The organism is Paenibacillus oryziterrae (assembly GCF_042610485.1).
Lineage (GTDB): Bacteria > Bacillota > Bacilli > Paenibacillales > Paenibacillaceae > Paenibacillus_AQ.
Genome location: NZ_JBGJZO010000009.1, coordinates 139,751 through 163,769, shown reverse-complemented (window position 1 = coordinate 163,769; position 24,019 = coordinate 139,751). Strand labels below are relative to the sequence as shown.

The following is a 24,019-nucleotide window of genomic DNA, read 5'->3' as shown; positions in this document are numbered from 1 at the left end:
CTCTCCCCCTGAGGTTCGGCGAACCCTATTCCTTATAAGCCAAGTCATATAATAGCGCAGTAAGAACCTCAAGTCCGGCAGTAAGATCCTCTGGTGAACTATACTCATCCGGTGAGTGGCTAATCCCTGCCTGGCTGGGTACAAATATCATGGCCGTCTTACATTTTGGTGCGAATAGCTGTGCATCATGCCCCGCTCCGCTAACCATAGGCAGATAGGTTCTCCCTTGCTTCTGGCAGATCTGCTCCAGCCTGGAACACAACCCTTCATTCATGGGTGCCGGAGAAGAATGGAGTGTAGACTCTATTTCAAGCCCAAGATCTCTTCTAACTGCTATTTCTTCGAAAGTGGAGAAAATAAGATTACAGAACTTCCCCAGCTTCTCCTCTTCGCTGTGCCGGATATCAAGTGTGAACAGTACCCCACCTGGAATGACATTCGGTGTATTCGGATAAACTTCAAGGCGGCCGGAGGTGGCTACCAGAGGCTCACCCGCTTCACCGGCAAGACGCTCCAGCATATACAGCATCTCAGCCGCTCCTCCAAGTGCATCACGCCGCAGGTTCATCGGGGTAGTTCCCGCATGATTAGCGGTGCCGCTAACTTTGACGATAAACCTTCTTTGCCCCGCAATGGCCTGCACGATGCCGATCTGGATGGCTTTGTTCTCCAGGATAATCCCTTGTTCTATATGCAGCTCTACATACGCTCCGATATCTTTCCGCTCTGCAGGTCCGCCTTCAAATCCGCATGCAGACATCGCTTGTTCAATGGTGACTCCACTGGAGGCCGCACTGTTCCTGCCTGTATCCCCGTCGTATAACCCCGTGACATGGCCGGAGCCCCAGAACGTAAGCGGGAACCGGCTGCCTTCCTCTTCGCAAAAGGATACCACTTCCAGCGTCCGCAACGGTTGCCCAAAGGTCTGCCGCAGATTATCCAGTGCGATAACGGCCGCCGCTACTCCATACGCCCCGTCATATTTTCCACCGTTCACGACCGTATCTATATGAGACCCCGTCAGGATAACTGGCTCCTCCGGACGTATTCCGGCCAGTCTTCCATATACATTTCCAACCTTGTCGGTTGACGTTTCCAGTCCAACAGAAGCCATCTTCTCCTGCAAAAAGATCTGCGCCTTGCTCCAAGCCTCTGTGTACAGCAGCCTCGTAACTCCGGGGCCTGGTGAGCTGAACGCTGCCAGTTCATCCAGCAGCATCATCATCCGGGCCGCCGGCACCTGATTCACGGGCGCACTCATCGCACAGACTGCCCTTCTCTTAACGACAAATATTGTCCGCCGTCTTCTATGATCACTCCGCTTGCAGAGGTGTAGACCACTGCCCCCCTGCACAATGTTGCCTCCACCTTGCAGGATAAGGTCATGCCAACATATGGACTGTGTTTATGGCGGTATTGCAGCTTCTCCGCAGCTAGCGTGTATGAACTGCCTGGATTGAGTAGTACCAGATCGGCATCGAGACCAATTGCAATGGAGCCTTTCTGGTGCTGAAGTCCGAAACGCTTCGCCGGAATCTCTGAAAGCAGCTGTGACAAAAAGGGAACGGACAGTCCCCGCTTATTCACTCCTTCATGAAACATCAGCTCAAGACTGCTCTGTGCGCCGGATATACCGCCCCAAGCCTCAAAGAAAGACAACTCCGGATTTAGCTTCAGTTCCGGCGGGCAAGGGGAATGGTCCGAGGCAATCAGATCAATTTTGCCTTCAGCAAGGACGTCCCACAATTTCTCCTGCTCCTCTACACTCCGTAATGGCGGGGCGCATTTAGCTAAAGGTCCGAGACTTTCCATATGCTCTTCATTCAGGATCAGATAATGAGGACAGGTTTCCGCTGAGACATGTAGCCCGCGAAGTTTGGCTTCATGGATCTTTTCGATCGCGGCAGCCGTGCTGATATGAACAAAATGCAGACGGCATCCGGTGCGTTCACTGTACAGAAGCGCTCTTGCAACAGCTTCCAGCTCAGCCTCAGCAGGCCGGGAAGCAGCGAAATCACGTGCACTATTCAAGCCGTTTCGCACAGCATCCGCTGCAAGAACAGAGGTGATCTCGTCACTCTCCGCATGCAGCGCCAGGATTCCGCCCAGAGCGGCAATCTTCTTCATCCCTTGATACAGCGTCTCATCATCCACTTCACGGAATCTTCCTTCGCCTTCGCCTCCGGGATTGGACAGGAATGCCTTATAGCCTACCACACCTGCCGCCGACAAATCCTCCAAGTCATCCAGATTGCCAGGAACAAGGCCTCCCCACAGCACATAATCCACTGCAGAATTACCCCGGGCAGCTTCAGTCTTCAAGAGCAGTGCAGCTTTGTTAACCGTAGGCGGATTACCGTTCAGCGGCATATCCGCATAGGTGGTGCATCCTCCCGCGGCAAGTGCTGCTGAGCCGCTTTTGAAGCCTTCCCAGTGCCCAAAAGCCGGTTCATTGAAATGCACGTGCATATCGATCATGCCCGGCAGCACATAGAGACCCTCCGCTTCCATAACCTTGGTATCCACACCTACAGGCAGTTTCGCGCCGATTGCGGCAATTTTACCGTCAATAATTCCGATATCCAGCTCTGCCACTTCACCCGGGATTACGACATTGCCATTTCTGATCACTAGCTCATATGATTCCTTCATGAAGCGGTCACCCCGTTAATCAGATTATTGTTAGCTGCCCCTGTATGTGCTGTATCCACCCGGAGCAACAAGCAGCGGTACATGGTAATGATCACTAGCATTGCTTATATGAAACCTGATGGGGATTTGCTCTAAAAAGGATGGCTCCTGAGCTCCGACCGGCCCACCCGGCTGCATGCTGCGAAAATAGTCTCCAGCCATGAACAGCAGCTCATATCCGCCAGGCTTCATCCCGGTTCCTTTCAGAAGCGGAGCATCCAGCCTACCATCAAGGTTTGTTACAGCTTCGCACAGCAGAACTTCATCCTCACCCAGTCTTCTTAGCTGAAGCACCATTCCGGAGGCAGGAATCCCCCGGGATACATCCAGTACATGCGTAGTCAGCCGACCTGACGTTTCAGTGATTAAATCCTGCAGTCGGAAGCTAGTAATCCGCCCAATCTCAGACAAAGCCTGTTCCCATTCTTCATCTAATGTACGGTTAACCCGTTCATATATCGAACGGATAATATCGTCTTTGTTCTTACCACGTACGGCGAGAATGAAAGGGAACTGAAATTGCTCGGTATACGTCTGGTTCAGAGACTGTAATAACGTGAATTCCTCCGGGGTTAACTGGTCGAGGCCGGCTCCCTGCTGCTCAGCGGCTGACAGCGGACTGACCTGCATTCGTGTCGCAAGATCCGGGTGTGCTCTCAGCAGAGCCAAGACCTTCTCTTGTTCCGCTGTTCGTGCCGATTCAAGCATAACACTGTGCAATTGCTGAACAGAACGGAATGGCATACGGTCATACGCCGCTTCGGCCACCCAAGGGGAATGCTCAAAGATCCCGCCAAGACTGTGCACAAATTCCTCCCGGCTCATGAGATTAATATCATCCAATGTGATAAAGGGTGCAGGAGTTGCCATCTCAGCTCACCCCTCTTTCAATTGCTTTATTCACCGCCCGCATTATGCCGCCATAGCCGGTGCAACGGCAGATGTTGCCTGATAATGCTTCTTCTACTTCCGCCTGGGTAGGCTTAGGGTTCTCATCCAACAGTGCAACCACTGAGATCACCATACCCGGGGTACAGTACCCGCATTGAAACCCGCCTTCTTCCAAAAAAGCCTGCTGTACCGGATGCAATCCAGCACTGCTTAGTCCTTCAATGGTCGTGATCTCCGCCCCTTCGCATTGGTATGCCATTGTAAGACAGGCATTGACCGGCTTCCCGTCGATCAGCACCATGCAGGCACCACAGCGGCCGAGCTCACAGGAACGCTTTGTCCCTGTCAACTCAAGTTCCTCCCGCAGCACTGCAAGCAGGCGCCGTGAAGGTGGAACATCGACAGCTACCTGTTGCCCGTTAACCGAGCAATGGAGAGTGAAGACAGCTTCCAGATTTTCATGTTCACTGATATCTTCTTTGATGTTATCCGGCATGTGTATCCACCGCCTTTCGGAGAATAAACGGAGTGTCCTGCAGCATTTCAGGTTCAATCGGCAAGCGATTCACCCATTTGCCCACTGCCTGAAAGACAGCGGAGGCAACCGCAGGCGCCAGGTTAACCGAACCGACTTCCCCAATGCCGCGAGGCCCATAGGTGTCATGATCGGGCAAATCCTCAATCGCCTGAACCTGAATGCTACCATTCATATCCGCAATGGTTGGGACCAGGTAGGTATCCAAATTCTTAGTCAGATAGTTTCCGCCGGACATGATAGCATCCTCTGACAAGGTGAAGCCTACAGCCATGCTGCTTCCACCTTCAATCTGTCCAAGATAACCCTGCGGGTTAGCCACAGGACCAGCAGCTACGGCATGATACTGATCCGTTACGCGAACACGTCCGGTCAGGAGATTGACCTCCACCTTAACGGCGATAGCCGAATACGTGTATAGAAAATGCGCACCCACTCTTTCAAGCGAGGTTGTGGGGTAATTGAACTGAGTCTCGCTAACGAGAGGCTGATTTATCGAACGTGCCAAATCCGTGTAAGACATCAGCATTTCGCCACTTTTCCGCCAGATTCCACCCGGACCAATCTTAAGTTCATCAATCCCTACCCCGGGGAATGCATGTGCTGCTGATTCCAGCAGTTTAGTTGTGAACATTGGATGCAGCCGCTTCAAAGCCATCCACATCATACTGGTTGCCCTTGAAGCCGTGCTTGAGCCGCTGTCGGGAACGACATCTGTATCGCCGATAACGATCCGTAAATCGCCGGGTGCGAAACCGTACTGTTCAACCAGCATCTGTTCCATGGTTGCGATCAGTCCCTGACCAAACTCCTCATAACCGAAAATGGCTTCGATCTTGCCATCCAGTGCCAGCACCAGTCTTCCGCCTGCGGGATCCGGGATTCCATATCCGAGACCCGCACCATGCATAGCAATTGCCGCCCCGGTTCCGCTCACAATCCACGGTTCTTGTTGACCCGCTCCCGTGCTGAAAGTAGCCTCTGAAACTCCGTTCCCTGCAACAGGTAGATCTGTACCTGCCATCAACGGGCAAGCGGTCAATGCCTCCCATACCTGAATAGCTCCATGGCTCTGGGCGATTTCCTGTCCCAAGGGTCCGGGGTCTCCATATGTCCGCAAATTCAAACGCCGTATTTCCCAAGGCTCTATTCCCATTAATGCAGCCAGGCGGTCCATCTGTCCTTCCAATGCGAAGATCGCCTGATTTCCACCAAAACCGCGAAATTCACCCGAGACCCCATTATTGGTATATACCGAGAAGCCTTCCACATCCACGTGGTCAATGAGATATGGCCCCACTACATGTTCTGTCGCGAAATTAAGCACCTCCGCGCCCAGAGTTGCATACGCCCCGGTGTCCGACACAATTCTTACCTGATGGGCGATGAGCTTTCCATCCGAGTTACAGCCCGTCTTCATGGTTATTTTCATAGGATGACGCTTCAGACCGGCGCGGACGGATTCTGCTCTTGAATTATGAAGCCGTACCGGACGCCGTGTGCGCAGCGCCAGCAGGGCTCCATAAGGCTGAACATTCAACTCATCTTTACCTCCGAAGGAGCCGCCAATAGGACTTGAAATGACCCGGATATCTTCCTCCGGAAGTGCCAGAATCCTTGACAACTGCTTGCGGTCCATCAGTCCATGCTGAGTAGCCGAATATACCGTCAGCCGTCCGTTGTCTTCCGGGATAAACAATCCGCCCTCCGTCTCCATATACGTATGCATCTGCCGGGGCGTATAATAAGTCTCTTCTACAACTTCGAAGCATTCAGCAAAACCAGCGTCCAGATCCCCTTTACGATACTCGGTATGATGAAGAATATTTCCCTCCGGATGGAGCAGAATCGCATTCGGCTTCATCGCCTCCTCAGGATCTTCTAATAAGGGAAGCGGTTCATACTGCACTTCTATCAGAGATAAGGCGTATTCCGCAATCTCATCACTCTCAGCTGCCACGGCGGCGATCGCATCACCGGTGTACCGCACACGGTCACTGCACAATACCGGCTGATGCGGAAGCGCGATCCCAAATCCGTTAAGTCCCGGCACATCTTCATGGGTAATCACGGCATGGACTCCCGGCACCTTCAGCGCACGTTCTGTATTTAAGGCGATAATCCGGGCATGCGCCTGTTGACTGCGGAGCACACGCCCGGTCAGCATTCCGTCCAGGCTCATATCGGTCAAATACTGCAGCTTACCGGAGACTTTGTCATGACCGTCGGGCCGTGTACGCCAGCGGCTCCCGCTGGATTCTTTGTTCAGCAGCATTTTCCCTCACCCCTCCCAAGATATAAGAAGAAACGGCTTCGCCGTCAGTACATGGAGAGCAACCGTTTCTCATAGAAATATAAGGCTAACCTGTAGAGTGAAGCGGATAGATTCTAATATTCTTTAGAAAAAAAACTGCCGGAGTCCTGTATACGTTGTCGGCATTACCTTTAGCCACGTCATTTATCTTGCGGGATCAGTAACCTAAGTCCACTGAAGTTATCCTCTGGGTATAAAAAAACAGCGACCCCGCCATCTATCCGAATATTCACCTAAGTAACATTCCGGTTATAAAGCTGGATCACTGTTCTCTTCAATTCATTGCCTTCCACAGCTCGGATACGACGATATTCCCTGCGGTCTTCTTCTTATAAGCTTCCGTTGCAAATGGATCAGTATAGGTTTCAAAGCTGCCAGCTACTGCCTCGAATATAGCAGGAAGCATTTGTTCTTCATATACGGCGCCCTCCAGCACGGCTTCGGCTGACTGAAGACGCTGAGGTCGGCCAGAGCCTCCCCCTGCCGCAATCCGGACATTAGTCATCCGGCGCTCTGCACTCAATGTGGCAGCTAAAGCTACTGTCACAAGTGACGCCGTAAAAGCCTCTCTCCGGCCAACCTTGCGGAAGACTTCCAGCCGCTTCTCACCCTCCATCTCTTGGACAGGAGGAGCTATACGAATCCCGGCTACCAGATTAGCTGCTGGTACCCTGCCATTCCAGCGTTCATCCAACCATTCACGTACACTCGTAATTTTCAAAAAATTACCATTGTAAGTAACGAGCTCGGCATCGTAGATAAGCAGGGCTGGAAGAATATCACCATAGCCTGAAGAGATGTTTCCGCCAAGCGTACCGAGATTCCGGACCGAAGGAGCTGCAATACAGCGAGCAGCCTCCTGAACCGCAGGCGCGACCTGATACACTTCTTCATTCCTGCGGCAATCGGACAATGTCACCAGTGCACCAAGCGTAAGATGCATTTCCGTTGAGCTAATGGAAGCCAATTCTGTGATCCTGCGCAGATCGATCAAGTGTCCAGGCATGGGAACCGTCCCGGCTTCCCATTGTGTGCGCAGCAGCGTCCCCCCCGAGACATACAGGGCATCCGCTCCCAGCGAAGATTTCAGCTCCCAAGCTTCTTGAAGACTATGCGGCTGATGCAGACGGGGTGATCGCAATACTTCATCTTCCAGAGCTCCCATATCCCTCACCCTCTCCCGGTAAGTTACTGTTCAGCGTCTTCTTCGCTTGTCGGTACTAGAGATTGTTTAGAATCGCTGCTCCCGTATATAAGGGACACCCAGCGCCTCCGGCGTACCGGAAGGCTTATTGCGGTTGCGGTAGCCCAAATACATCAGGACGAGAATCGTTACGATATAAGGAATCATTTTAAGGAAATAAGATGGTATCACACTGCCGAGCAGTTGAATGCGGAATCCAAGTGAATCCAGCGCACCGAAGAAATATGCGCAGAACAGCGCCCGAAGCGGATTCCATCTGGCAAAAATAACAAGCCCAACGGCAATCCAACCGCGTCCTGACGTTAATCCTTCATTCCAAGTCGGCGCATAAGCGAGCACCATATCTGCACCTGCCAAGCCAATCAGCGCTGCGCCGATAATCACGTAGCTGTAACGGATCAACTGGACACGGACACCCATAACATCTGCAGTAGCCGGACTGTCTCCAACCGCCCGCAAATGGAGGCCCAGTGAAGTGCGGTGAATCAGGAGATGCAGAACCAGCACCAGTAACAAACTGAACCAGGTCAGATAATCCATATTCCCGAAAATATCTCCAAGAACCGGAACCGGCTCCAGCCAAGCCAGATGAAGTTTAGGTGAACTGCCTGGGAGCGGGATGCCGCTGACTGGTTTGCCAAGATAAGCACTTAACCCGCTTCCGAATAAGGTCATCGCCAGTCCTGACATAGTCTGATTAGCCCTCAAGGTAACACACAGGAATGAATGCAACATACCGAGCGCTGCAGTTACAGCTATGGTTGCCATCAGTGCCGCAGCCAAGTTTCCGGTGCGGATATACACAATACATGTAGTCACTGCTCCCATGAGCATAAGCCCCTCGGCGCCAAGCTGGATGATTCCTGCCCGTTCATTTAATATACCGCCAAGCGTAGCCAGCAATAGCGGAGTTCCGGCTGAAATCGCCGCGATTAATAACTGAGTCGTAAAATCCATGGTTAACTCCCTCCTTCAAACTATCCTTATCAGGGATAGTGTCCGTTTAGTTATGCGCTCCGGCGTATGCGGAACCGGTGAATCATATCCCCGGCTATCAGGAAAAACAGGATGGCGCCCTGCAGCATTTCCGAAATGGACGAAGGCAAGCCAATGGTCTGTACGCTAAATCCGCCGACGATCAAGCCGCCGAACAGAATCGAAGTTACAATCAGGCCAAGCGGATTCAGCTTCGCAAGCCAGGCAACGATGATGGCTGTATATCCGTAACCCGGGGATATCCCCTGCATCAGCTTGTGGGTGACGCCGGATACTTCCGCCATACCCGCAAGTCCCGCAAGTCCGCCGCTGATCAGCATGACAATAATGATATGACGCTTAATATGAATGCCTGCATAACGGGCAGCGGTCGGATTCGCACCGATCAGCTTCAATTCGTAACCCCAGCGGGTGAAACGGATCATTAAATAATAGATAATGACGGCGACAAGACCGAAGATCAGACCAATATGGAGGCGCGTACTGCCGAGAACCGGCAGGGATTGCGCAGCAGTAAACATCGGTGAGCCCGGAAAGTTAAAGCCCTTGGGATCTTTCCATGGTCCGAACACGACGTAGTCCAGCGCGAGGAGCGCCACATAGTTCAGCATCAGGGAAGTAATCAGTTCATTGACGCCAAAGTGTGTTCTTGGCACCGCAGTCATCAAGCCCCATAGTGCCCCTGCAGCGATACCAAACAGCAGCATCAGCAGAATTGACCAGAAGTGCGGCAGACCCGGAAAATAAATAGTAACGGCTGTTGCAGCCATAGCTCCAACAGTTAACTGACCTTCCGCTCCGATGTTCCACACGGATATCCGGTAAGCTACGGCAATTCCAAGTCCGCATAGCAGCAGCGGTATGGCTTTTACCAACGTCTCTGTGAAGCCGTATGAGGTGCCGAACGCACCGCGGAACATTTTTTCATAAACCGTGAAAGGACTCATTCCATTAGCTGCAATGAAAATAGCACAAAGCACCAAGGCTAAAAAGATAGATACGAACGGCGTCCACCAAGGGGATCGGGTACGGCTGGAATCATACTCCAGACGCAGCGAGGGCCGCTTGCCGGGTTTGGCTGCCGAAGGCTCCAGCACAGCTGCATTGCTATTTTTACTCTGGCTCATACGACACTTCCCTCTCTGCTCTGAATTCCGGCCATCATAAGTCCAATGCTCTCCCGATCTGCATTCTCATGTGATTCTTCGCCGATAATTGCCCCATTATAAATAACCAATATACGGTCCGACAGCTGCAGCAGCTCATCCAAGTCCTCTGAAATGAGCAAGACTCCGCTGCCGGATTCCCGTAGCTCCATCAATAAATCATGAACACCCGCTGTCGCGCCGACATCGAGCCCTTGGGTCGGGTGAACGGCTACCATCAGCTTGGGACGATGACTAACTTCTCTTGCGAAGAGCAGCTTTTGCTGGTTACCGCCAGACAGCTGCTGTACCGGAGTATCCAACTCTGGCGTTTTGACATTAAATTTCCGTACCAGCTCTTGGGACCAGGAACGGTTCTTCCCAGCTTTCAGGAATCCGAATTTGGAATGATCCTCACTGCGGTAAGATTTAAACAATAGATTATCTACAGAACCCAAGCGCCCGGCGAGTCCGCTCTTCATCCGGTTCTCTGGCACATGGGAGATTCCAGAATCGATAGCGCCGCGGACAGATGCTGTTTTTACCGTCTCTCCGTCAAAAGTAATCTCACCGTTCTTCCAGGTTCGGAGGCCCGTCAACACTTCAGCCAGTTCCTTCTGACCATTTCCCGCTACCCCTGCAACGCCAACGATCTCACCTTCACGGACCGTGAGTGATAAGCTGTCCAGCGCCTTGCGGCCATGATCAGCGAACACATCCAGATCCTTGACGACCAGCAGGTCTTCGCCTGCTGTGAGTTCCCGCTCCTGCCGGGTAATCGTTACCTCTCTGCCTACCATCAGGCGGGCTAACTCCAGCTCATCCGTCTCAGCCGTCGTAAGTGTAGCGATCATTTTGCCCTTACGCATAACCGAAATGCGATCGGATGAGGCCATAACTTCTTTCATTTTATGCGTTGTCATAATAACCGTCTTGCCTTCCGATTTCATTACACGAAGCGTATTGAAGAGCTGCTCGGCTTCACCGGGAGTCAGTACGGAGGTAGGTTCATCCAGTATAATGATATCCGCACCACGGTATAGGGTCTTAACGATCTCAACGCGCTGCTGTTCCCCCACGGACAGCTGCCATATCGGACGATCCACCGGAAACATCAAGCCAAAATGCTCAGCCAGTGCCTCGATCTCCTCGTGTTTTTTCTTCATCCATTTACTACCGCGCCAGAAAGACGACTTTTCGCCAAGTACGATATTCTCCGCCGCCGTGAGGCTCTGCACCAGTCTGAAATTTTGAAATACCATGCCGACGCCAAGCAATGCCGCGTCTTTCGGGGAACGGATTTTTGCCGTTTTTCCATGAATGAGAATTTCTCCCTCATCCGCTCTGTAGACCCCCGACAGCATGCTCATGACCGTGCTTTTTCCTGCCCCATTCTCACCAAGCAGCGCATGAATCTCACCCGCATTTGCTGAAAAATCGACTTGATCGCTAGCGGTCACCGGACCGAATTTTTTGACAATCCCCCGCATCTCTACTGAATGGTCCAGCATTTTAGAAAGCCCCCTCTCTTATATTTTTATATGGGTGAGGAAGGTTCCTTAGAGAACCCGCCTCACCCATTAGTTCACTCTATAATTATCTAGCTTCTATTATTGCGGAATTGTGCCTTCTACACCTTGAGCCAGCCAGTTCATTCCAAGCACTTCTTCAAGCGTCAGCTTTTGGCCATCCTGAACTTTAACATTGCCTTCGTTATCTGAAATCGGACCCGTAAATACATCCAGCTCTCCGCTGATAATCTTAGCTTTGGCGGCTTCCACCAGCGCCTTCACATCATCAGGAACCTTGCTGCCGAACGGTGCGAGTTCAATCATACCGTCAGCCATATCGCCGGAGTACTGCTCATTGGTCCAGGTTCCGTCCATTACGGATTGAACAGCCTTCACGTAATAAGGACCCCAGTTCCAAACGGGATTAGTCAAATAATTGTCCGGTGCATACTTGCTCATATCGGAGTCATTGCCTCCAGCGAACGCGCCGCGTTCTGCTGCAGCCTGCAGGGTTGCCGGTGAATCCTGATAAGCCATCAGTACATCAGCACCTTTATCCAAGAGACTGATTGCCGCTTGACGTTCTGTCGTTGGGTCATACCAGGTATTGGTCCAGACCACGCTGACTTTCACATCCGGATTTACACTTTGTGCACCCAGCGTAAAGGCGTTAAGGTTGTAGATTACTTCACTGATCGGGAAGGCCCCTACATAACCAAGCTGGTTGTTCTTGGTCATTTTACCCGCCGCAATACCGGACAGGTAGCTTGCTTGATAGTTCTTACCGAAGTAAGTACCCATGTTATCGGCTGTCTTGTAACCGGAGGCGTGCAGGAATTTCACATTCGGGAATTTGCCCGCTACATTCAGCGTGAAATCCATATATCCGAAGCTGGTTGTAAATACGATGTCATGGGATTGCGCAAGTTCCGTAATAATACGCTCAGCGTCCGCGCTTTCCGGAACGTTCTCTACAAAGTCAGCTTTGATTCCAAGCTCTTTCTCCATATAGAGACGGCCTTGGTCATGCTGATAAGTGTATCCGCCGTCACCCGGAGGTCCGATATAGACGAAAGCAACCTTAGGTTTCTCTGCCGCAGGTTCTGTGGTTGCTGTTGCTTCCCCTGATGTAGCTGCGTTTGTTGCCGTTGCTGTTGCCTCTGCTCCGTTGTTTGTTGCGGCATTATTGTTGCCACAGCCCGACAAAACTACTGTAAGCATAAGCAACAGCAGCAGACTGACTGAAAATGCCTGACCCCTCTTCTTCATAATTCTCCTCCTCCAAATTGTTCTAGCCTGATTCTGTGTAAGGCAGCATGATCTCTTTGGAAACCTTTACCGGATACCCGGTGGCCCCCTTCATTTTGGCCGTAGCCATGAATGTATCTCTACTATACTTAGGCCCAGCCATTACGTAAATTTATATAACATACGTTTGTTTAATTTTATAAAAAAGATGTCGTTTTTTGTGCATTACGCCCGTTTGTGAAAACGTATACTTAAAATCTGTGATATTAGTTGACACGAATACAGGTTTTTTCTGTCATTTCGACTTATTTCCCGTATATGCCGCTCCACTGGCCGACAATTTGTCCAAAGTCCTCTCTGGTGTCAGCATCCATGAAATAATGAGCTGAATCCGTCCCCAGAACGACACCTTTATAATCAGGCGAACGCAATATGCCTGCTGCGCCCCGATCTCCATCCAAGCCCTGCAAGACCGGGAATAAAGCTTTGGAGAACAATGCTGGCGGCATCGCAGATCCTTCGTAGGTGCTTGCCACGTAATCGAGCCCCGGCGTGTTCTTAAAGGTGTCTATTAAACGATTGACCAGTCCGGCATTAACAAAAGGCTGATCGGCCAGAGCGACAATTACGGCATCAGGCTGCGATGGGAGCACAGCATTCAGTCCGCAACGAAGCGAGAATGAAAGACCCAAATGTGCGGTCAGACAGGTCTCAGTCCGCCTATGTCCTGGTTTACGGGTCTCTGGAGGTAACCAATCCAGCGTATCGTCTGCACGTACAACCACAACCAACGGTGACAGCTCACAACGGTCCAGCTCACTGAGCGCGGCGCTCCCGAGTGAAACCTCCTCCGAAAGCTTCAGGGAAACCTTCGATACTCCCATCCGTCTGCTTTGTCCTGCTGCCAGATAGATACCGGCTATTCTCAATGTGTTCCACTCCTTTCGGCAGATTACGGGCGCCTGCCCTTCTGATTTGGATCATTTCGGCAACGATGCTGACTGCGATCTCTTCCGGTCCTTCTCCCCCAATGGGGACACCAACTGGAGCATGAAGAGAGGAAGGGGCGGTCAGACCATCCAGAAGAAGGCCAATTCGCGCCGATGATCCAATAATTCCGATATAACGCGGTTTTGCGGGAATAACACTTTCCAGAAACTGACGGTCCCTTTGAAATTGATGGCTGCCAATAAGCACATAATCGGCAGTAGTAATTCCCAATCTGGACAAAGCCTCGGAAGGCGGGCATATCACTCTATCCGCTCCGGGGAACGCATGCGACAAGCTACCTTCTCTCCAGTCGGCAACGGCAATCCGGAATCCCACTTTGGCGGCAAGCTCCGCAACGGGTTTCGCATCATGGCCTCCGCCAAAGATGATAAGCCGTGGACGGGGCACAAGCTGAGTGCTGAAGGTGTCATTATCAGTATCGGTATCACCTAATGTCACGAATGATGCAGGTAACAGTTGGTAGGCATAACCTAGTTCTATACTTTTACGGTGCAGCATCAGACTTTCACCTGCCGCCATTCGACCGTGAGCTTCGAGAAGCCTTTCTCTAAGCGCCCCGCGAACAGGTTCGAGGACCACCTTAATTTTGCCGCCACAGCCTACTGCCTCCCCCCAGGAAAAATCATCTGGAGACAGCATATCGTACTCCACCAGTTCAGGAATGCCCGAATCCCACACTGCGGAGGTGCGCAGCTGCAAATCACTTTCGAGGCATCCCGGGCTCAAGCTTCCGATGGAACCCTCATTCGTGAACAGCATCACTGCCCCTGCCTTGCGATAGGAATGTCCTTCCACGCTAATCAAAGACGCGAGCACGGAAGGGGAGTCATTTGCCTTGATATGTGCCACGATATCATGTGTATCCATGAGCAGCCCCTCCTTATATATGATGGTTAATTAATCTTTGGCCAGCATTCTCCGGAACATAAATACGAGCTTCAAACGCAGCAGATCATCAATTTTCTTAAAATCCACATCTAGCAACTCGCTGAGCTTCTCGATCCGGTAAGTCGCCGTATTCCGGTGAATGAACAGCTTTTTGGCCGTCTCGTTGATATGCCCATCATTCTCCAGATACACTTCCAGCGTGTGCAGCATTTCCCTCACATACTCCGGCTCGCGGCAGAGCAGATTTTCAAGGCTTGCACTGCAGTATTTTTGCATGGTCTCGAGTGGAATCTGCTGCATCATCAGAGTAATTTCAAGCTCGCGGTAATGAACAATCTGCCTATTGGGCCCCCAGCTTCGGGGATGAACCAGACATTCCTTCACTTCACTAAAGGCTTCCTTCAAGCCTTCCGGTTTGATTTTCCGACTGCTGACCGCTGCGCGAGGGTAATATCCCTGCTCTGACTTCAGCTTATGAAAACATTCCAGAATCATAGGCCCAAAAACTTCCGGGTCGTGAATATCTGCAGGGTATATCGAAAGTAACCCCTCATCTATAATGACATGAATTCCATTCATTTCCCGGAGTTCGGCATGGTCCATATATTCTTCCTTCAAACGCAGAAGCTCTCTCTTCCGCAGGTCGCCGGAAGCCGATGCCTCTGTCAGAAGCAGCTGGAATGGAGACTCCAGCAGGCAGATATCGAGTTTAGCGGCGGCAGCTGTGAACTCTGAAGCCGGAAGAGTACCATTCAGGCAGCGCCGGAGCAGCACGCCGAATTCACGCTGCTGTACAGGCTCGAAGCCGTCTTCATGTCCGGACTGGATATGGAATGAGATCAGTTCTGCTCCCTGAACGTATAAGCTCTCTTCAACAGGAAGCAAGAACGGATCTATCCCAAAATACAGAACATACCCGGTACATTCCTCTCTTTGAATAAGAGGAATGCGATAAGCGGCGCCTTCCCCCATGCGGATCCGCTGATTGCGGTTCGCCCAAGGCCAACCTCCCAGCAGTTGCATATCGGCTATTTCCGAATTGTTATAAATCACATCTCCACGGGAGTTAATCACGGCAACCGGATGCTCCATCACTTCGGACACCGAAGCAAAAAGCGGGCGGTTCCGGCCAGAACGCAGTGCGAACCGCATCAGCTTACGCTGTTTCTCCATGACCTCCTGCAAAGCATTAGTACTGCGTGTAAGTTCAGCCCGGAACAGACCGTTCATCTGATCGGAGAAGGTGAACTCAAAAGGCAGTTCAATCAGCGGAAAATCCAACTGTTCCGCTTCTGCAACCAGCTCTTCCGGTAGAGCATCCCAGAAGCGCCCCAGCTTAATGCCAAGCCCCGCTGCTCCCCTTCGGTTCAGCTTCTGCAGCAGCTCGGAGGCTTCTTCCAGATTATCCTTGATCAGATAAGCTGTCGTAAGGAGCATTTCGCCTTCCTTAATCCAGTCTGAAATGTCTGGGGCATCCATCACATTGATCGACTTGACGATGCGGTGCTTTCCCTTGGACCCGGCAATAAGTTTGGCTTCAGACAAGGGGTATACGGATAACGCCTCTTCAACCGTGAGATGCATGCCATCCCTCCTTTTTATGGGCTTCCTGCGATACTCATTTGTTTATGTTACTTTATGTAACATTATAGATAAAATGAACCGCCTTGAATAGAGTGTGTTGAAAAATACCACAATATCACGTTAGGTAATGTGACGTAAGTCACAGAAAATTAATATTTTACCTATATAAGTTTAATACAAGAAACTAACGTGAGCGTAGTCGCACTACGGTGAATATTTGGACTTCCGGTCGCTGTTGTCTCCAGATTTCTTTATTTATACCGCTGGTCTCGGTTGAAATCCGGAGACAGCATATGCTTTCGACGCGAGCTTTCCTTCGGAAAGCTTTCGGGCGAACGCTACGCTCCTACAGTTCCAAAATTCCCCTCCGTTTTGGACACTGCAAAAAGGCCGTCCCTATCTGAGACGACCTCTCTTAACTTTATCTGACACTAACACGCCTACAGTTCCAAAAACCTCCTGTCACTGCGACCGGTCAGGTCATTCATTTAACAATAAATCTAGAAGCTTACTCCCAGAACTCTTCGATCCATGATAACAAACGGAGATCCTGACCATGACCTCCGATAACGGAGAGTCCGAGAGGCAGCCCGTCATCTCCCTTTACTGGAAGGGTGACCTGCGGCAGACCAGCCAAACCGGCAATGCAGCAGAGCATCATCGCACCGCTCCGGTTAAGCTCAAGCTGCCGGGAATCTCCTCCGGGCAATGGGGCTGGTCCGGGCACAGTCGGAATAATAAGGCACCCCTGCTCCCCAAGCAGGCGGTGAAGCCGGAAAGTGATCTCCTGGCGCAGCTGCTGCATATGCGAAAGATCCTTCACCGCAAGGCCCGATGCCCAAGTGAAGCGGGCGGCAATATCCGGGCCGAATCTTGGCTTCGTACGCCCAATCCACTCCCCATGCGCAGCCCATATTTCGGCACCCTGCAATTCCCGAAAAGTATCCATCCATGATTTCAGCCCTTCCGGTGCAATATCCACTTCCTCGAAGCCGAGGGAACCACGCCTGAGAACCTCAAGCCCTGCCTGAAGGTTTGCGAGATTTTCCGTTCCAGCCAAAGCCCAGGCATCTGTAGCTACAATGATCCGATCCATTGTGTTGCCCTCTGCCGGATGCCCCGTCCTCCGAACACAGTCCCCCCCGGACGGGGGGGTTATAAGCACTTCTCCGACCTTCCGTAGAAGAGCCACATCTCCCGCCATCCAGCCTGCGGTATCAAAGCTGGGAGCAAGCGGGATAATCCCGTCCATCTCTACCGCCCCATGTGTCGGCCGGAAACCATAAATGCCGCAATAAGAGGACGGTACCCTTATGGATCCGCCCGTATCCGTTCCAAGCGCAAAATCTACACTGCCGGAGGCAACCGCCACCGCTGATCCGCTTGACGAACCGCCGGGAATACGTCCGGGAGCCCGCGGATTGGCAGGTGTACCGTAATGGACATTTTCTCCCCCAAGGCTGTACATCAGTTCATCCGTATGGGCAGCCCCTTTCAAGGCGGCTCCTGACTGCAGCAGCTTCGTAATTACAGCGGCGTTACGGGAATGAACCGGATGGCTGGACAGCCAATCCGGATTGCCCGCGGAAGAGCTGTGGCCGGCCACGGCGAACACGTCTTTTACCGTAAAGCTAAAGCCATCAAGAACGCCCTCTCCCTGTGGTGGAACCTCCAGCTCCGGCGCAATATACGCCCCATACCGATTATCCAGCACCATCCACTTCGCCTCCTTCCCCCTCAACGTCATCCTCACCTGAATACCTCACCAGCCGATCGCAGCACCGTCGCAGCGCGGGTCTGTGCCTCCTGACCGGAAGCCTTCCTCATCAATCGCAATAATATGAGCATGGCCCGTTATTCCATCATAAGCCTCAACAGTTCGAACCATATGCCCAGCCTCCGCGAGCTCATGCTGCACATTATCCGGTATCCGGCTCTCAAGCTTCAGCTCCTGCGTGCGTTCTCCCCACGTCCTTCCCCATACAAAACGCGGTTCCTCCACCGCCTGTTGCGGATTCATTCCATAATGAAGCATACGCGTGAGAAGCAGGGTTTGAGTCTGTGGCTGCCCCTCTCCACCCTGCGTTCCATATAATAAGGCCGGTTTCCCTTCCCTGCAGGCCATTGCCGGCATAAGCGTATGAAAGGTTCGTTTATGCGGCGCAAGTGTATTCACAGCCCCCGGGTCCAGTGAGAAGAAAGATCCGCGGTTCTGAAGTAAGATGCCGGTCTTTCCCGCCACTACAGCTGAACCAAATTCAAAGTATAAGCTTTGGATAAAAGAAACCGCATTACCCTCCTCATCGACAACCGCCGCATAAGCGGTGTCGCTGCCGACGGGTTCACTTGTTAAGGAGGCTGCTCTCTGAGAGGAGATTGTAGCTGCCAGTCCAGCTGCATAACCTTTGTCTAGCAGTGCCTTCAGGGGAATATTGCTGAATTCAGGGTCGGTAAGTACCCGATCACGATCCCGGAAGCTCAGCTTCAGCGCCTCCACAAGCAGATGATAATAGGAATAAGTACCGTGCTCAATGCCGGAAAAATCAAAATTCTCTAATATATTTAGTGCCAGCAGTGCTGTAAATCCCTGCGAATTGGGCGGCACCTGGTAAATGGTGTGTCCCTGATACTCCGTAAAAACCGGCTCCACCCATTCCCCTGAATGATCCCTAAAATCCTCTAGCCCCAGCAGACCTCCGGCTTCACGCATATAATCACAAATCTCTATCGCAATCTTCCCGCTGTAAAATGCTTCGCGTCCACCTTCAGCTAGCACCCGCAGCGTATTAGCCAACTGTGGCTGTATGAATCTTGATCCGATCTGCGGAATCCGGCCTCCCGGAAGATAAATGGCGGCGGTAAGCGGCTCAGCCTCAAGCGCTATCTGGGCCAGCCGTGTATTATGATGCTGATCCGGCGATAGCGCGAACCCCCCGGAAGCATATTCGAGCGCAGGCTCCAGCACTTCACTCAAGGAAAATCGTCCATACTTTCGCAGGACGGCATCCCAGCTGTCCACCATTCCCGGAACCGTAATCGCGCTGCGGATTCCCCGTCTTGGAATCGCCGCCTCTCCGGCATAAGAATCCCGGCTGACACCGTGTGCGGACCTTCCGCTTCCGTTATAGGCGCGCACACTGCCTTCTTTTGCGCTATAAGTCAGCCAAAAGGCATCACCGCCAAGCCCTGTCATATGCGGATAAACCACAGCCAGACACGCACTGACCGCAACTGCCGCATCAAACGCATTGCCGCCATTTAGCAGAATCCTTGCCCCTGCTGCGGACGCGAGGTAATGGGGACTGACCACCATCGTTTTGGTACCGGTTACCGGCTTCCCCGTCATATATCTCACCTCCGAGTCCATTACACTGACCTAATCCCACTGGACCGATTAATTAATGTCATTTAACATTACGGCATTTTTAAAGTCAACGGATTATAGCCACTCGTACGTCCGGCAGCCGTTATTTGTGAACCGTGCACAAACATTTGAGAATGGGATGGGCATAAAGAAATATACTATGGATGATTGCATACGAGTCGTATAGTATTTGTGATGCGGGAACGAGCGGACAGGAGGACAATATGCCAACTAAAGGTAATAAATATATACAGTTGTCTGTATCCATGTGCAGAACCGGGATTCTTGGGTACGGGGGAGGGCCTTCCGTCATTCCGCTGATCCGGCATGATGCCGTTGCGCGCTACGGATGGCTGGATGATGAGGAGTTCGGAGAAGTGCTTGCCATTGCCAATGCGCTTCCCGGACCGATTGCCACAAAGATGGCCGCATATCTAGGCTATAAACTAAAAGGAGCAAGAGGAGCTGTTGTCTCCGTTCTTGCCCATATTTTTCCCAGCTGTATTGCCATGATCGCCCTGTTATCAGCCGTCAATTATCTTAGCGGGTCCAAAGTCGTTGCAGGCATGATTGCCGGTGTTGCTCCCGTTATTGCCGTTATGCTGGGGCTCATGGGTTATGAATTCGCAAGCAAAGCCTACAAGGGGCTCGGAAAATGGCTGGCACTAGGTCTGATTCTGCTTGCCTTCCTGCTGCTTGAGGTCGTACAGCTTCATCCGGCCCTCGTCATTGTGCTTTTTCTCGGTTATGGCTCTGTTCATTTCAGTATTGCATCCAAGCTTGCCCGAAGCCGTAAAGGAGGGACACCGTGATGGTATGGCTCGAACTGATCATTGGCTTTTTTATAGCGAATCTGCTCGGTTATGGCGGAGGTCCCTCCTCCATTCCGCTAATGTACGAGGAAATCGTGCCGCACTACGGCTGGCTGACTGACGAGCAATTCTCCAATATGCTCGCACTCGGCAATGCGCTGCCGGGGCCGATAGCTACCAAAATTGCCGCCTATGTCGGTTATGATGTCTATGGATGGTTCGGATTAACTGCCGCTTTGCTGGCAACGATTCTGCCTTCCGCGGCGGCGCTTATCGTCCTTCTTCAGGTGATGCAGAAATACCGCAAATCTCCGGTGGTCAAAGGAATGACCCTTCTCGTCCAGCCGGTTATTGCGGTAATGATGGCCGTCCTTACCTGGACTATGGCTAAAGGGCCTGCTGGCTCCATCGGAATCTGGCAGACACTGATCATTGCTGCCATTGCCTTCTGGTTGATCCAATTCCGCAAGATGCATCCGGCCCTGGTCATTGTTGCCGCTTTTGTCTATGGAGGGCTTGTGCTCCGCTACATGGTGTAACTATTTCAGAATATACTGGGATAAAACCGTCTGAACCTCGTAAATATTCACACTCTTATTAAACGCCTTCCTGAGTGGAACAGCACTACCGGAAATATAAAGACTCAGCTCAGCATCCAGATCGAAATGTCCTGCCGTCTCGACGGAATAGTGGGTGATACTTTTGTAAGGAATGGAATGGTATTCCGTTTTCTTCCCGGTCACCCCTTGTTTATCCACGAGAATCAGTCGTTTATCCGTAAAAATAAACATATCCCTGATCAACTTGTAGGCACGTTCGATCTTTTCCTGGGGCGCCAGAATTTTGGCGTACTCCCTTTGTACCTCAGCAATATCCGCCTGGGTTGCATTTCCCATCAAACCGTCAAATAATGCCATGTTCACCGTCTCCTTTGCGAATGGTTGACTTCAGGCGGCAGGTTGTCCGCCTCCATATCCAATCATATTAAATTTCCAGGCAATTATTCGGCTGGACCGGTAATTCCACTTTTTTCTTGCATCCCGGCGGATTATTGTTTAAAATAACTTTAAATTTGTAAAAGAAGGAGGTGTGGCAGGATGGATCACAATGTGACTAATCGTATTGGAAGCCGGCTGATTAATATTATGGCTGGTATTGTTCATGCAAATGGTGTAGACGGGAGAAGTCTGTCCATTTACAAGAACCCAATAACTACTCACAACTGTGAAATGCCTTTCCTGCCATCACTCAAACGGAAGTAACAACCGTAAGACTGATTAGGCCGCGGGGAGATTTCCCTGCGGTCTTTTTATTTTGACTGGCGCAGGCAGGGCATTCCGATAAAGGAGAATACCCATGATTATTCAATGTCAAAATGTTCAAAAATACCACGGTGCCCAAGAGGTGCTCTCTGACATCACCTTCGATATCCGCCAAGGCGACAAAATCGGCCTCATCGGCCGCAACGGCTGCGGCAAATCTACCCTCTTCCAGCTGCTGAGCGGCGAGGAGCGCACGGATCGGGGGCAAATTTCAATCCGCAAGGGAAGCGTAATCGGCCTGCTGGCACAGATTCAGGAAGCCGGAAGCGATGAGACCGTCCTGACGATCCTGCAACGGAGCTTCAGCGAACCCCTGCAATGGCAGAACCGCTTGCGGGAGCTGGAAGCGGAAATGTCCACCTTGAGCGCTGAGTCGGATGAGGCAGGCTGGAACAGGCTGCTGAAGGAATACGGCAGTCTGCAGGATAGATTTGAAGCGGCTGGCGGCTACGAGATTGAAGCCCATATCCAGCGCGTCGCCGCAGGTCTTGGCATCGGAACCGGGCAATATGACCGCATCTTCTCCTCCCTCTCCGGCGGCGAGAAGACCAAGGTGGGGCTAGCAGAACTGCTGCTTCGCCGGCCCGATGTCCTGCTGCTCGACGAGCCAACCAACCATCTGGATATGGAAGCCATCGAGTGGCTGGAACAATTCCTTAAGGATTACGACGGGACGGTGCTCGCCATTTCCCATGACCGTTATTTCCTCGACGCTGTCATAAGTAAGGTGATTGAAATTGAGGATGGCGAAGCCTTTATCTACCACACGAATTACAGCGGGTACCAGACAGAGAAAGAAGCACGGCTGCTTCAGCAGTTCGCGGATTTTCAGGAGCAGCAGAAGAAGATTAAACAAATGAAAGAAACGATTAAGCGCCTCATCGAGTGGGGCAACCGGGCAGATAATCCGAAGTTCCATAAACGGGCAGCTGCGATGCAAAAGGCACTTGACCGCATGGTTAAGATTAAACGTCCCATCTTGGAACGCAAAGCCATGGATCTGCAGCTGGCCCAGCAGGACCGCTCCGGCAATCAGGCGATAGTGCTGGAGGATGTCCGCAAAGCTTATGGCAATCGGAACCTGTTCTCACAGGCAAGCGGGGTTCTTAAATACGGCGAGGCCGCTGCGCTTATCGGCGGCAACGGAGCTGGCAAGAGTACACTTCTGCGGATTATATTGGGTGAAGAAGAACCTGATAGCGGCAGTTGCTCTCTCGGCTCGCGGGCAGCAGTCGGCTATCTCGCGCAGGAGGCTGTTCCTGAAGGCAACGGGCAATCGGTGCTCCGCTATTTCCGCGAGGAGGCACAGCTGGAAGAAGGCGAAGCCCGGAACCAGCTTGCACGGTTTCTCTTCTACGGCAGCGATGTCTTCAAAGACATCACCAACCTTTCAGGGGGAGAATGGACGCGGCTGCGTTTTGCGGTTCTCATGCACCGGCGGCCGAATCTGCTGATTCTGGATGAGCCGACTAATCACCTGGATATCGATTCCCGCGAAATTCTGGAGGAAGCGCTAGAGGAGTTCCCGGGTACTGTACTTGCGGTTTCTCATGACCGCTACTTCATCAACCGCCTATTTCATAACATTTGGTCTCTTGAGCGCGGACGGCTTCATATTTTTGCCGGGAATTACGAGTATTTCAAGGAGAAGCAGCTGGAGAAACGCCTTTCAGAACCCCCTGCTCCGTCCGCTGTACCGGCTTCACAGAAGCGCGAGAGCAGCACGGCGGAAGGAAGCAGTAATGCGGCGAAACAGAATACTCCAGCCTCAGACGGCAAGCGTCGCCCCGTCCGTCCATTGTCCTCCTGGGAACAAGAGATTGCCGAAGTTGAACAACTTCTAGGGGACATTGACGCCCGCATGCTTGACCCACAGCTTAGCAGCGATGCAGCCGGACTCATTAGCCTGCAGCTGGACCGGGACATGGCACAAGCTAAACTCGAGCAGTTGTACGCCGGCTGGATGGCAGCCAATGCAGAAGAGTGAACATTAAAAGTCGTGGATAGCGCATTGAAATTCAAAAAGACTGCTTCCTTCACTAAGGAGGCAGTCTTTTGTATATAGTAACATTTCATTATCTGTTTGGATTAACGCCAGATCCCCATAATCCAACCGAGCACAGAGATCCAAAGCGGGATGCTGATGAGCAAGCCCCATATCAGACCTTTGGCAATATTACCCTCAGTCCTGCGTACTACAGGTTCCGATTTCAATGGAAGTCTTAACTCTTCTTGTTCCATGCGATCCCCTCCTAAAATATCTTATCGTCACAGCAGAGGAATAATTGTAGACCGCCTGACCCAAAAGATTAAAACTTTAATTATTTATTCTAGATATAAAGGCTCAGGGGCATTTGTTGAAAGTGCTTACATGATGATTATTACCCAGTTTTTGTATTCCGTCAATCATTTTAAATCTGTACATGTATACACTATATCCCCGTGGCCTAGTCCAATATTACCGGGTTGCCCGGATTCCGCAAAAATTCCATGCCATACCTCT

General features: G+C 51.7%; 21 protein-coding genes. 4 read left to right on the top strand and 17 right to left on the bottom strand.

Annotation, left to right across the window (positions count from 1 at the left end; all coding sequences use genetic code 11):
• Positions 1–25: 25 nt before the first annotated feature.
• The 15 genes from ACAN55_RS12490 to ggt all read right to left on the bottom strand — a co-directional run bounded on the left by ACAN55_RS12490 (position 26) and on the right by ggt (position 19,364).
• Positions 26–1,261, bottom strand: coding sequence for a Zn-dependent hydrolase (locus ACAN55_RS12490; RefSeq protein ID WP_379132823.1), 1,236 nt, complete (start codon positions 1,259–1,261; stop codon positions 26–28).
• On the bottom strand, positions 1,258–2,652 hold the full coding sequence (locus ACAN55_RS12485; RefSeq protein WP_379132820.1) for an allantoinase: 1,395 nt from the start codon (positions 2,650–2,652) through the stop codon (positions 1,258–1,260). Before ACAN55_RS12485 ends, ACAN55_RS12490 begins: the two co-directional genes overlap by 4 nt.
• A 30-nt stretch (positions 2,653–2,682) precedes the next feature.
• A complete protein-coding gene (gene uraD, locus ACAN55_RS24255; protein WP_489685772.1) occupies positions 2,683–3,561 on the bottom strand; it encodes a 2-oxo-4-hydroxy-4-carboxy-5-ureidoimidazoline decarboxylase in 879 nt (292 codons plus the stop codon).
• Between the two features lies 1 nt (position 3,562).
• Positions 3,563–4,078: a (2Fe-2S)-binding protein gene (locus ACAN55_RS12470; protein WP_379132817.1), complete on the bottom strand. Its 516-nt coding sequence runs from the start codon at positions 4,076–4,078 to the stop codon at positions 3,563–3,565.
• Positions 4,068–6,392, bottom strand: coding sequence for a xanthine dehydrogenase subunit D (gene pucD, locus ACAN55_RS12465; RefSeq protein ID WP_379132814.1), 2,325 nt, complete (start codon positions 6,390–6,392; stop codon positions 4,068–4,070). The genes ACAN55_RS12470 and pucD overlap by 11 nt, the downstream gene beginning before the upstream one ends.
• A 313-nt stretch (positions 6,393–6,705) precedes the next feature.
• A complete protein-coding gene (locus ACAN55_RS12460; protein ID WP_379132812.1) occupies positions 6,706–7,596 on the bottom strand; it encodes an FAD binding domain-containing protein in 891 nt (296 codons plus the stop codon).
• Positions 7,597–7,662: 66 nt separating this feature from the next.
• Positions 7,663–8,592 (bottom strand): ABC transporter permease, encoded by a 930-nt coding sequence (locus ACAN55_RS12455; RefSeq protein ID WP_379132809.1) that lies wholly within the window; start codon positions 8,590–8,592, stop codon positions 7,663–7,665.
• A gap of 50 nt (positions 8,593–8,642) precedes the next feature.
• On the bottom strand, positions 8,643–9,758 hold the full coding sequence (locus ACAN55_RS12450; protein ID WP_379132806.1) for an ABC transporter permease: 1,116 nt from the start codon (positions 9,756–9,758) through the stop codon (positions 8,643–8,645).
• Positions 9,755–11,287: an ABC transporter ATP-binding protein gene (locus ACAN55_RS12445; protein WP_379132804.1), complete on the bottom strand. Its 1,533-nt coding sequence runs from the start codon at positions 11,285–11,287 to the stop codon at positions 9,755–9,757. The genes ACAN55_RS12450 and ACAN55_RS12445 overlap by 4 nt, the downstream gene beginning before the upstream one ends.
• A gap of 99 nt (positions 11,288–11,386) precedes the next feature.
• Positions 11,387–12,556: a BMP family ABC transporter substrate-binding protein gene (locus ACAN55_RS12440; protein ID WP_379132801.1), complete on the bottom strand. Its 1,170-nt coding sequence runs from the start codon at positions 12,554–12,556 to the stop codon at positions 11,387–11,389.
• Between the two features lie 284 nt (positions 12,557–12,840).
• On the bottom strand, positions 12,841–13,464 hold the full coding sequence (locus tag ACAN55_RS12435; RefSeq protein WP_379132798.1) for an NTP transferase domain-containing protein: 624 nt from the start codon (positions 13,462–13,464) through the stop codon (positions 12,841–12,843).
• The gene (locus tag ACAN55_RS12430; RefSeq protein ID WP_379132796.1) at positions 13,352–14,413 is read right to left on the bottom strand and encodes an XdhC family protein; all 1,062 of its coding nucleotides are present in this window, start codon (positions 14,411–14,413) and stop codon (positions 13,352–13,354) included. The genes ACAN55_RS12435 and ACAN55_RS12430 overlap by 113 nt, the downstream gene beginning before the upstream one ends.
• Positions 14,414–14,443: 30 nt before the next feature.
• Positions 14,444–16,018 (bottom strand): PucR family transcriptional regulator, encoded by a 1,575-nt coding sequence (locus ACAN55_RS12425; protein WP_379132794.1) that lies wholly within the window; start codon positions 16,016–16,018, stop codon positions 14,444–14,446.
• Between the two features lie 508 nt (positions 16,019–16,526).
• Positions 16,527–17,729, bottom strand: coding sequence for an amidase (locus tag ACAN55_RS12420; protein WP_379132887.1), 1,203 nt, complete (start codon positions 17,727–17,729; stop codon positions 16,527–16,529).
• A gap of 51 nt (positions 17,730–17,780) precedes the next feature.
• Positions 17,781–19,364 (bottom strand): gamma-glutamyltransferase, encoded by a 1,584-nt coding sequence (gene ggt, locus ACAN55_RS12415; RefSeq protein ID WP_379132791.1) that lies wholly within the window; start codon positions 19,362–19,364, stop codon positions 17,781–17,783.
• A gap of 242 nt (positions 19,365–19,606) precedes the next feature.
• Between ggt and chrB the strand changes: the two genes are divergently transcribed.
• The gene (gene chrB / locus ACAN55_RS12410) at positions 19,607–20,194 is read left to right on the top strand and encodes a chromate efflux transporter ChrB (RefSeq protein WP_379132788.1); all 588 of its coding nucleotides are present in this window, start codon (positions 19,607–19,609) and stop codon (positions 20,192–20,194) included.
• Positions 20,194–20,733: a chromate efflux transporter ChrA gene (chrA, locus tag ACAN55_RS12405; RefSeq protein WP_379132884.1), complete on the top strand. Its 540-nt coding sequence runs from the start codon at positions 20,194–20,196 to the stop codon at positions 20,731–20,733. Before chrB ends, chrA begins: the two co-directional genes overlap by 1 nt.
• Here chrA and ACAN55_RS12400 read toward each other — a convergent pair whose 3' ends face one another.
• Complete coding sequence (locus tag ACAN55_RS12400; RefSeq protein WP_379132786.1) at positions 20,734–21,111, bottom strand: PH domain-containing protein; 378 nt, start codon at positions 21,109–21,111, stop codon at positions 20,734–20,736.
• 180 nt (positions 21,112–21,291) lie between these two features.
• Here ACAN55_RS12400 and ACAN55_RS12395 point away from each other — a divergent pair, with 180 nt between their 5' ends.
• Together ACAN55_RS12395 and abc-f are read left to right on the top strand one after the other, a co-directional pair.
• The gene (locus ACAN55_RS12395) at positions 21,292–21,456 is read left to right on the top strand and encodes a hypothetical protein (RefSeq protein ID WP_379132784.1); all 165 of its coding nucleotides are present in this window, start codon (positions 21,292–21,294) and stop codon (positions 21,454–21,456) included.
• Positions 21,457–21,550: 94 nt separating this feature from the next.
• Positions 21,551–23,503, top strand: coding sequence for a ribosomal protection-like ABC-F family protein (gene abc-f / locus ACAN55_RS12390; protein ID WP_379132782.1), 1,953 nt, complete (start codon positions 21,551–21,553; stop codon positions 23,501–23,503).
• Positions 23,504–23,604: 101 nt separating this feature from the next.
• On the opposite strand, the gene ACAN55_RS12385 is transcribed toward abc-f, so the two are convergent.
• Positions 23,605–23,757 (bottom strand): hypothetical protein, encoded by a 153-nt coding sequence (locus ACAN55_RS12385; RefSeq protein ID WP_379132779.1) that lies wholly within the window; start codon positions 23,755–23,757, stop codon positions 23,605–23,607.
• Positions 23,758–24,019 lie beyond the last annotated feature (262 nt).

What these genes read in the sequence shown, in the direction of transcription:
- ACAN55_RS12455 (WP_379132809.1), bottom strand. Translation starts at nt 8,592, where the DNA reads ATGGATTTTACGACTCAGTTATTAATCGCGGCGATTTCAGCCGGAACT.
- ACAN55_RS12450 (WP_379132806.1), bottom strand. Translation starts at nt 9,758, where the DNA reads ATGAGCCAGAGTAAAAATAGCAATGCAGCTGTGCTGGAGCCTTCGGCA.
- ACAN55_RS12425 (WP_379132794.1), bottom strand. Translation starts at nt 16,018, where the DNA reads ATGCATCTCACGGTTGAAGAGGCGTTATCCGTATACCCCTTGTCTGAA.
- ACAN55_RS12440 (WP_379132801.1), bottom strand. Translation starts at nt 12,556, where the DNA reads ATGAAGAAGAGGGGTCAGGCATTTTCAGTCAGTCTGCTGCTGTTGCTT.
- ACAN55_RS12385 (WP_379132779.1), bottom strand. Translation starts at nt 23,757, where the DNA reads ATGGAACAAGAAGAGTTAAGACTTCCATTGAAATCGGAACCTGTAGTA.
- ACAN55_RS12430 (WP_379132796.1), bottom strand. Translation starts at nt 14,413, where the DNA reads ATGGATACACATGATATCGTGGCACATATCAAGGCAAATGACTCCCCT.
- chrB (WP_379132788.1), top strand. Translation starts at nt 19,607, where the DNA reads ATGCCAACTAAAGGTAATAAATATATACAGTTGTCTGTATCCATGTGC.
- ggt (WP_379132791.1), bottom strand. Translation starts at nt 19,364, where the DNA reads ATGACGGGGAAGCCGGTAACCGGTACCAAAACGATGGTGGTCAGTCCC.
- ACAN55_RS12395 (WP_379132784.1), top strand. Translation starts at nt 21,292, where the DNA reads ATGGATCACAATGTGACTAATCGTATTGGAAGCCGGCTGATTAATATT.
- ACAN55_RS12485 (WP_379132820.1), bottom strand. Translation starts at nt 2,652, where the DNA reads ATGAAGGAATCATATGAGCTAGTGATCAGAAATGGCAATGTCGTAATC.
- chrA (WP_379132884.1), top strand. Translation starts at nt 20,194, where the DNA reads ATGGTATGGCTCGAACTGATCATTGGCTTTTTTATAGCGAATCTGCTC.
- ACAN55_RS12445 (WP_379132804.1), bottom strand. Translation starts at nt 11,287, where the DNA reads ATGCTGGACCATTCAGTAGAGATGCGGGGGATTGTCAAAAAATTCGGT.
- ACAN55_RS12470 (WP_379132817.1), bottom strand. Translation starts at nt 4,078, where the DNA reads ATGCCGGATAACATCAAAGAAGATATCAGTGAACATGAAAATCTGGAA.
- ACAN55_RS12460 (WP_379132812.1), bottom strand. Translation starts at nt 7,596, where the DNA reads ATGGGAGCTCTGGAAGATGAAGTATTGCGATCACCCCGTCTGCATCAG.
- ACAN55_RS12490 (WP_379132823.1), bottom strand. Translation starts at nt 1,261, where the DNA reads ATGAGTGCGCCCGTGAATCAGGTGCCGGCGGCCCGGATGATGATGCTG.
- abc-f (WP_379132782.1), top strand. Translation starts at nt 21,551, where the DNA reads ATGATTATTCAATGTCAAAATGTTCAAAAATACCACGGTGCCCAAGAG.
- ACAN55_RS12400 (WP_379132786.1), bottom strand. Translation starts at nt 21,111, where the DNA reads ATGGCATTATTTGACGGTTTGATGGGAAATGCAACCCAGGCGGATATT.
- uraD (WP_489685772.1), bottom strand. Translation starts at nt 3,561, where the DNA reads ATGGCAACTCCTGCACCCTTTATCACATTGGATGATATTAATCTCATG.
- pucD (WP_379132814.1), bottom strand. Translation starts at nt 6,392, where the DNA reads ATGCTGCTGAACAAAGAATCCAGCGGGAGCCGCTGGCGTACACGGCCC.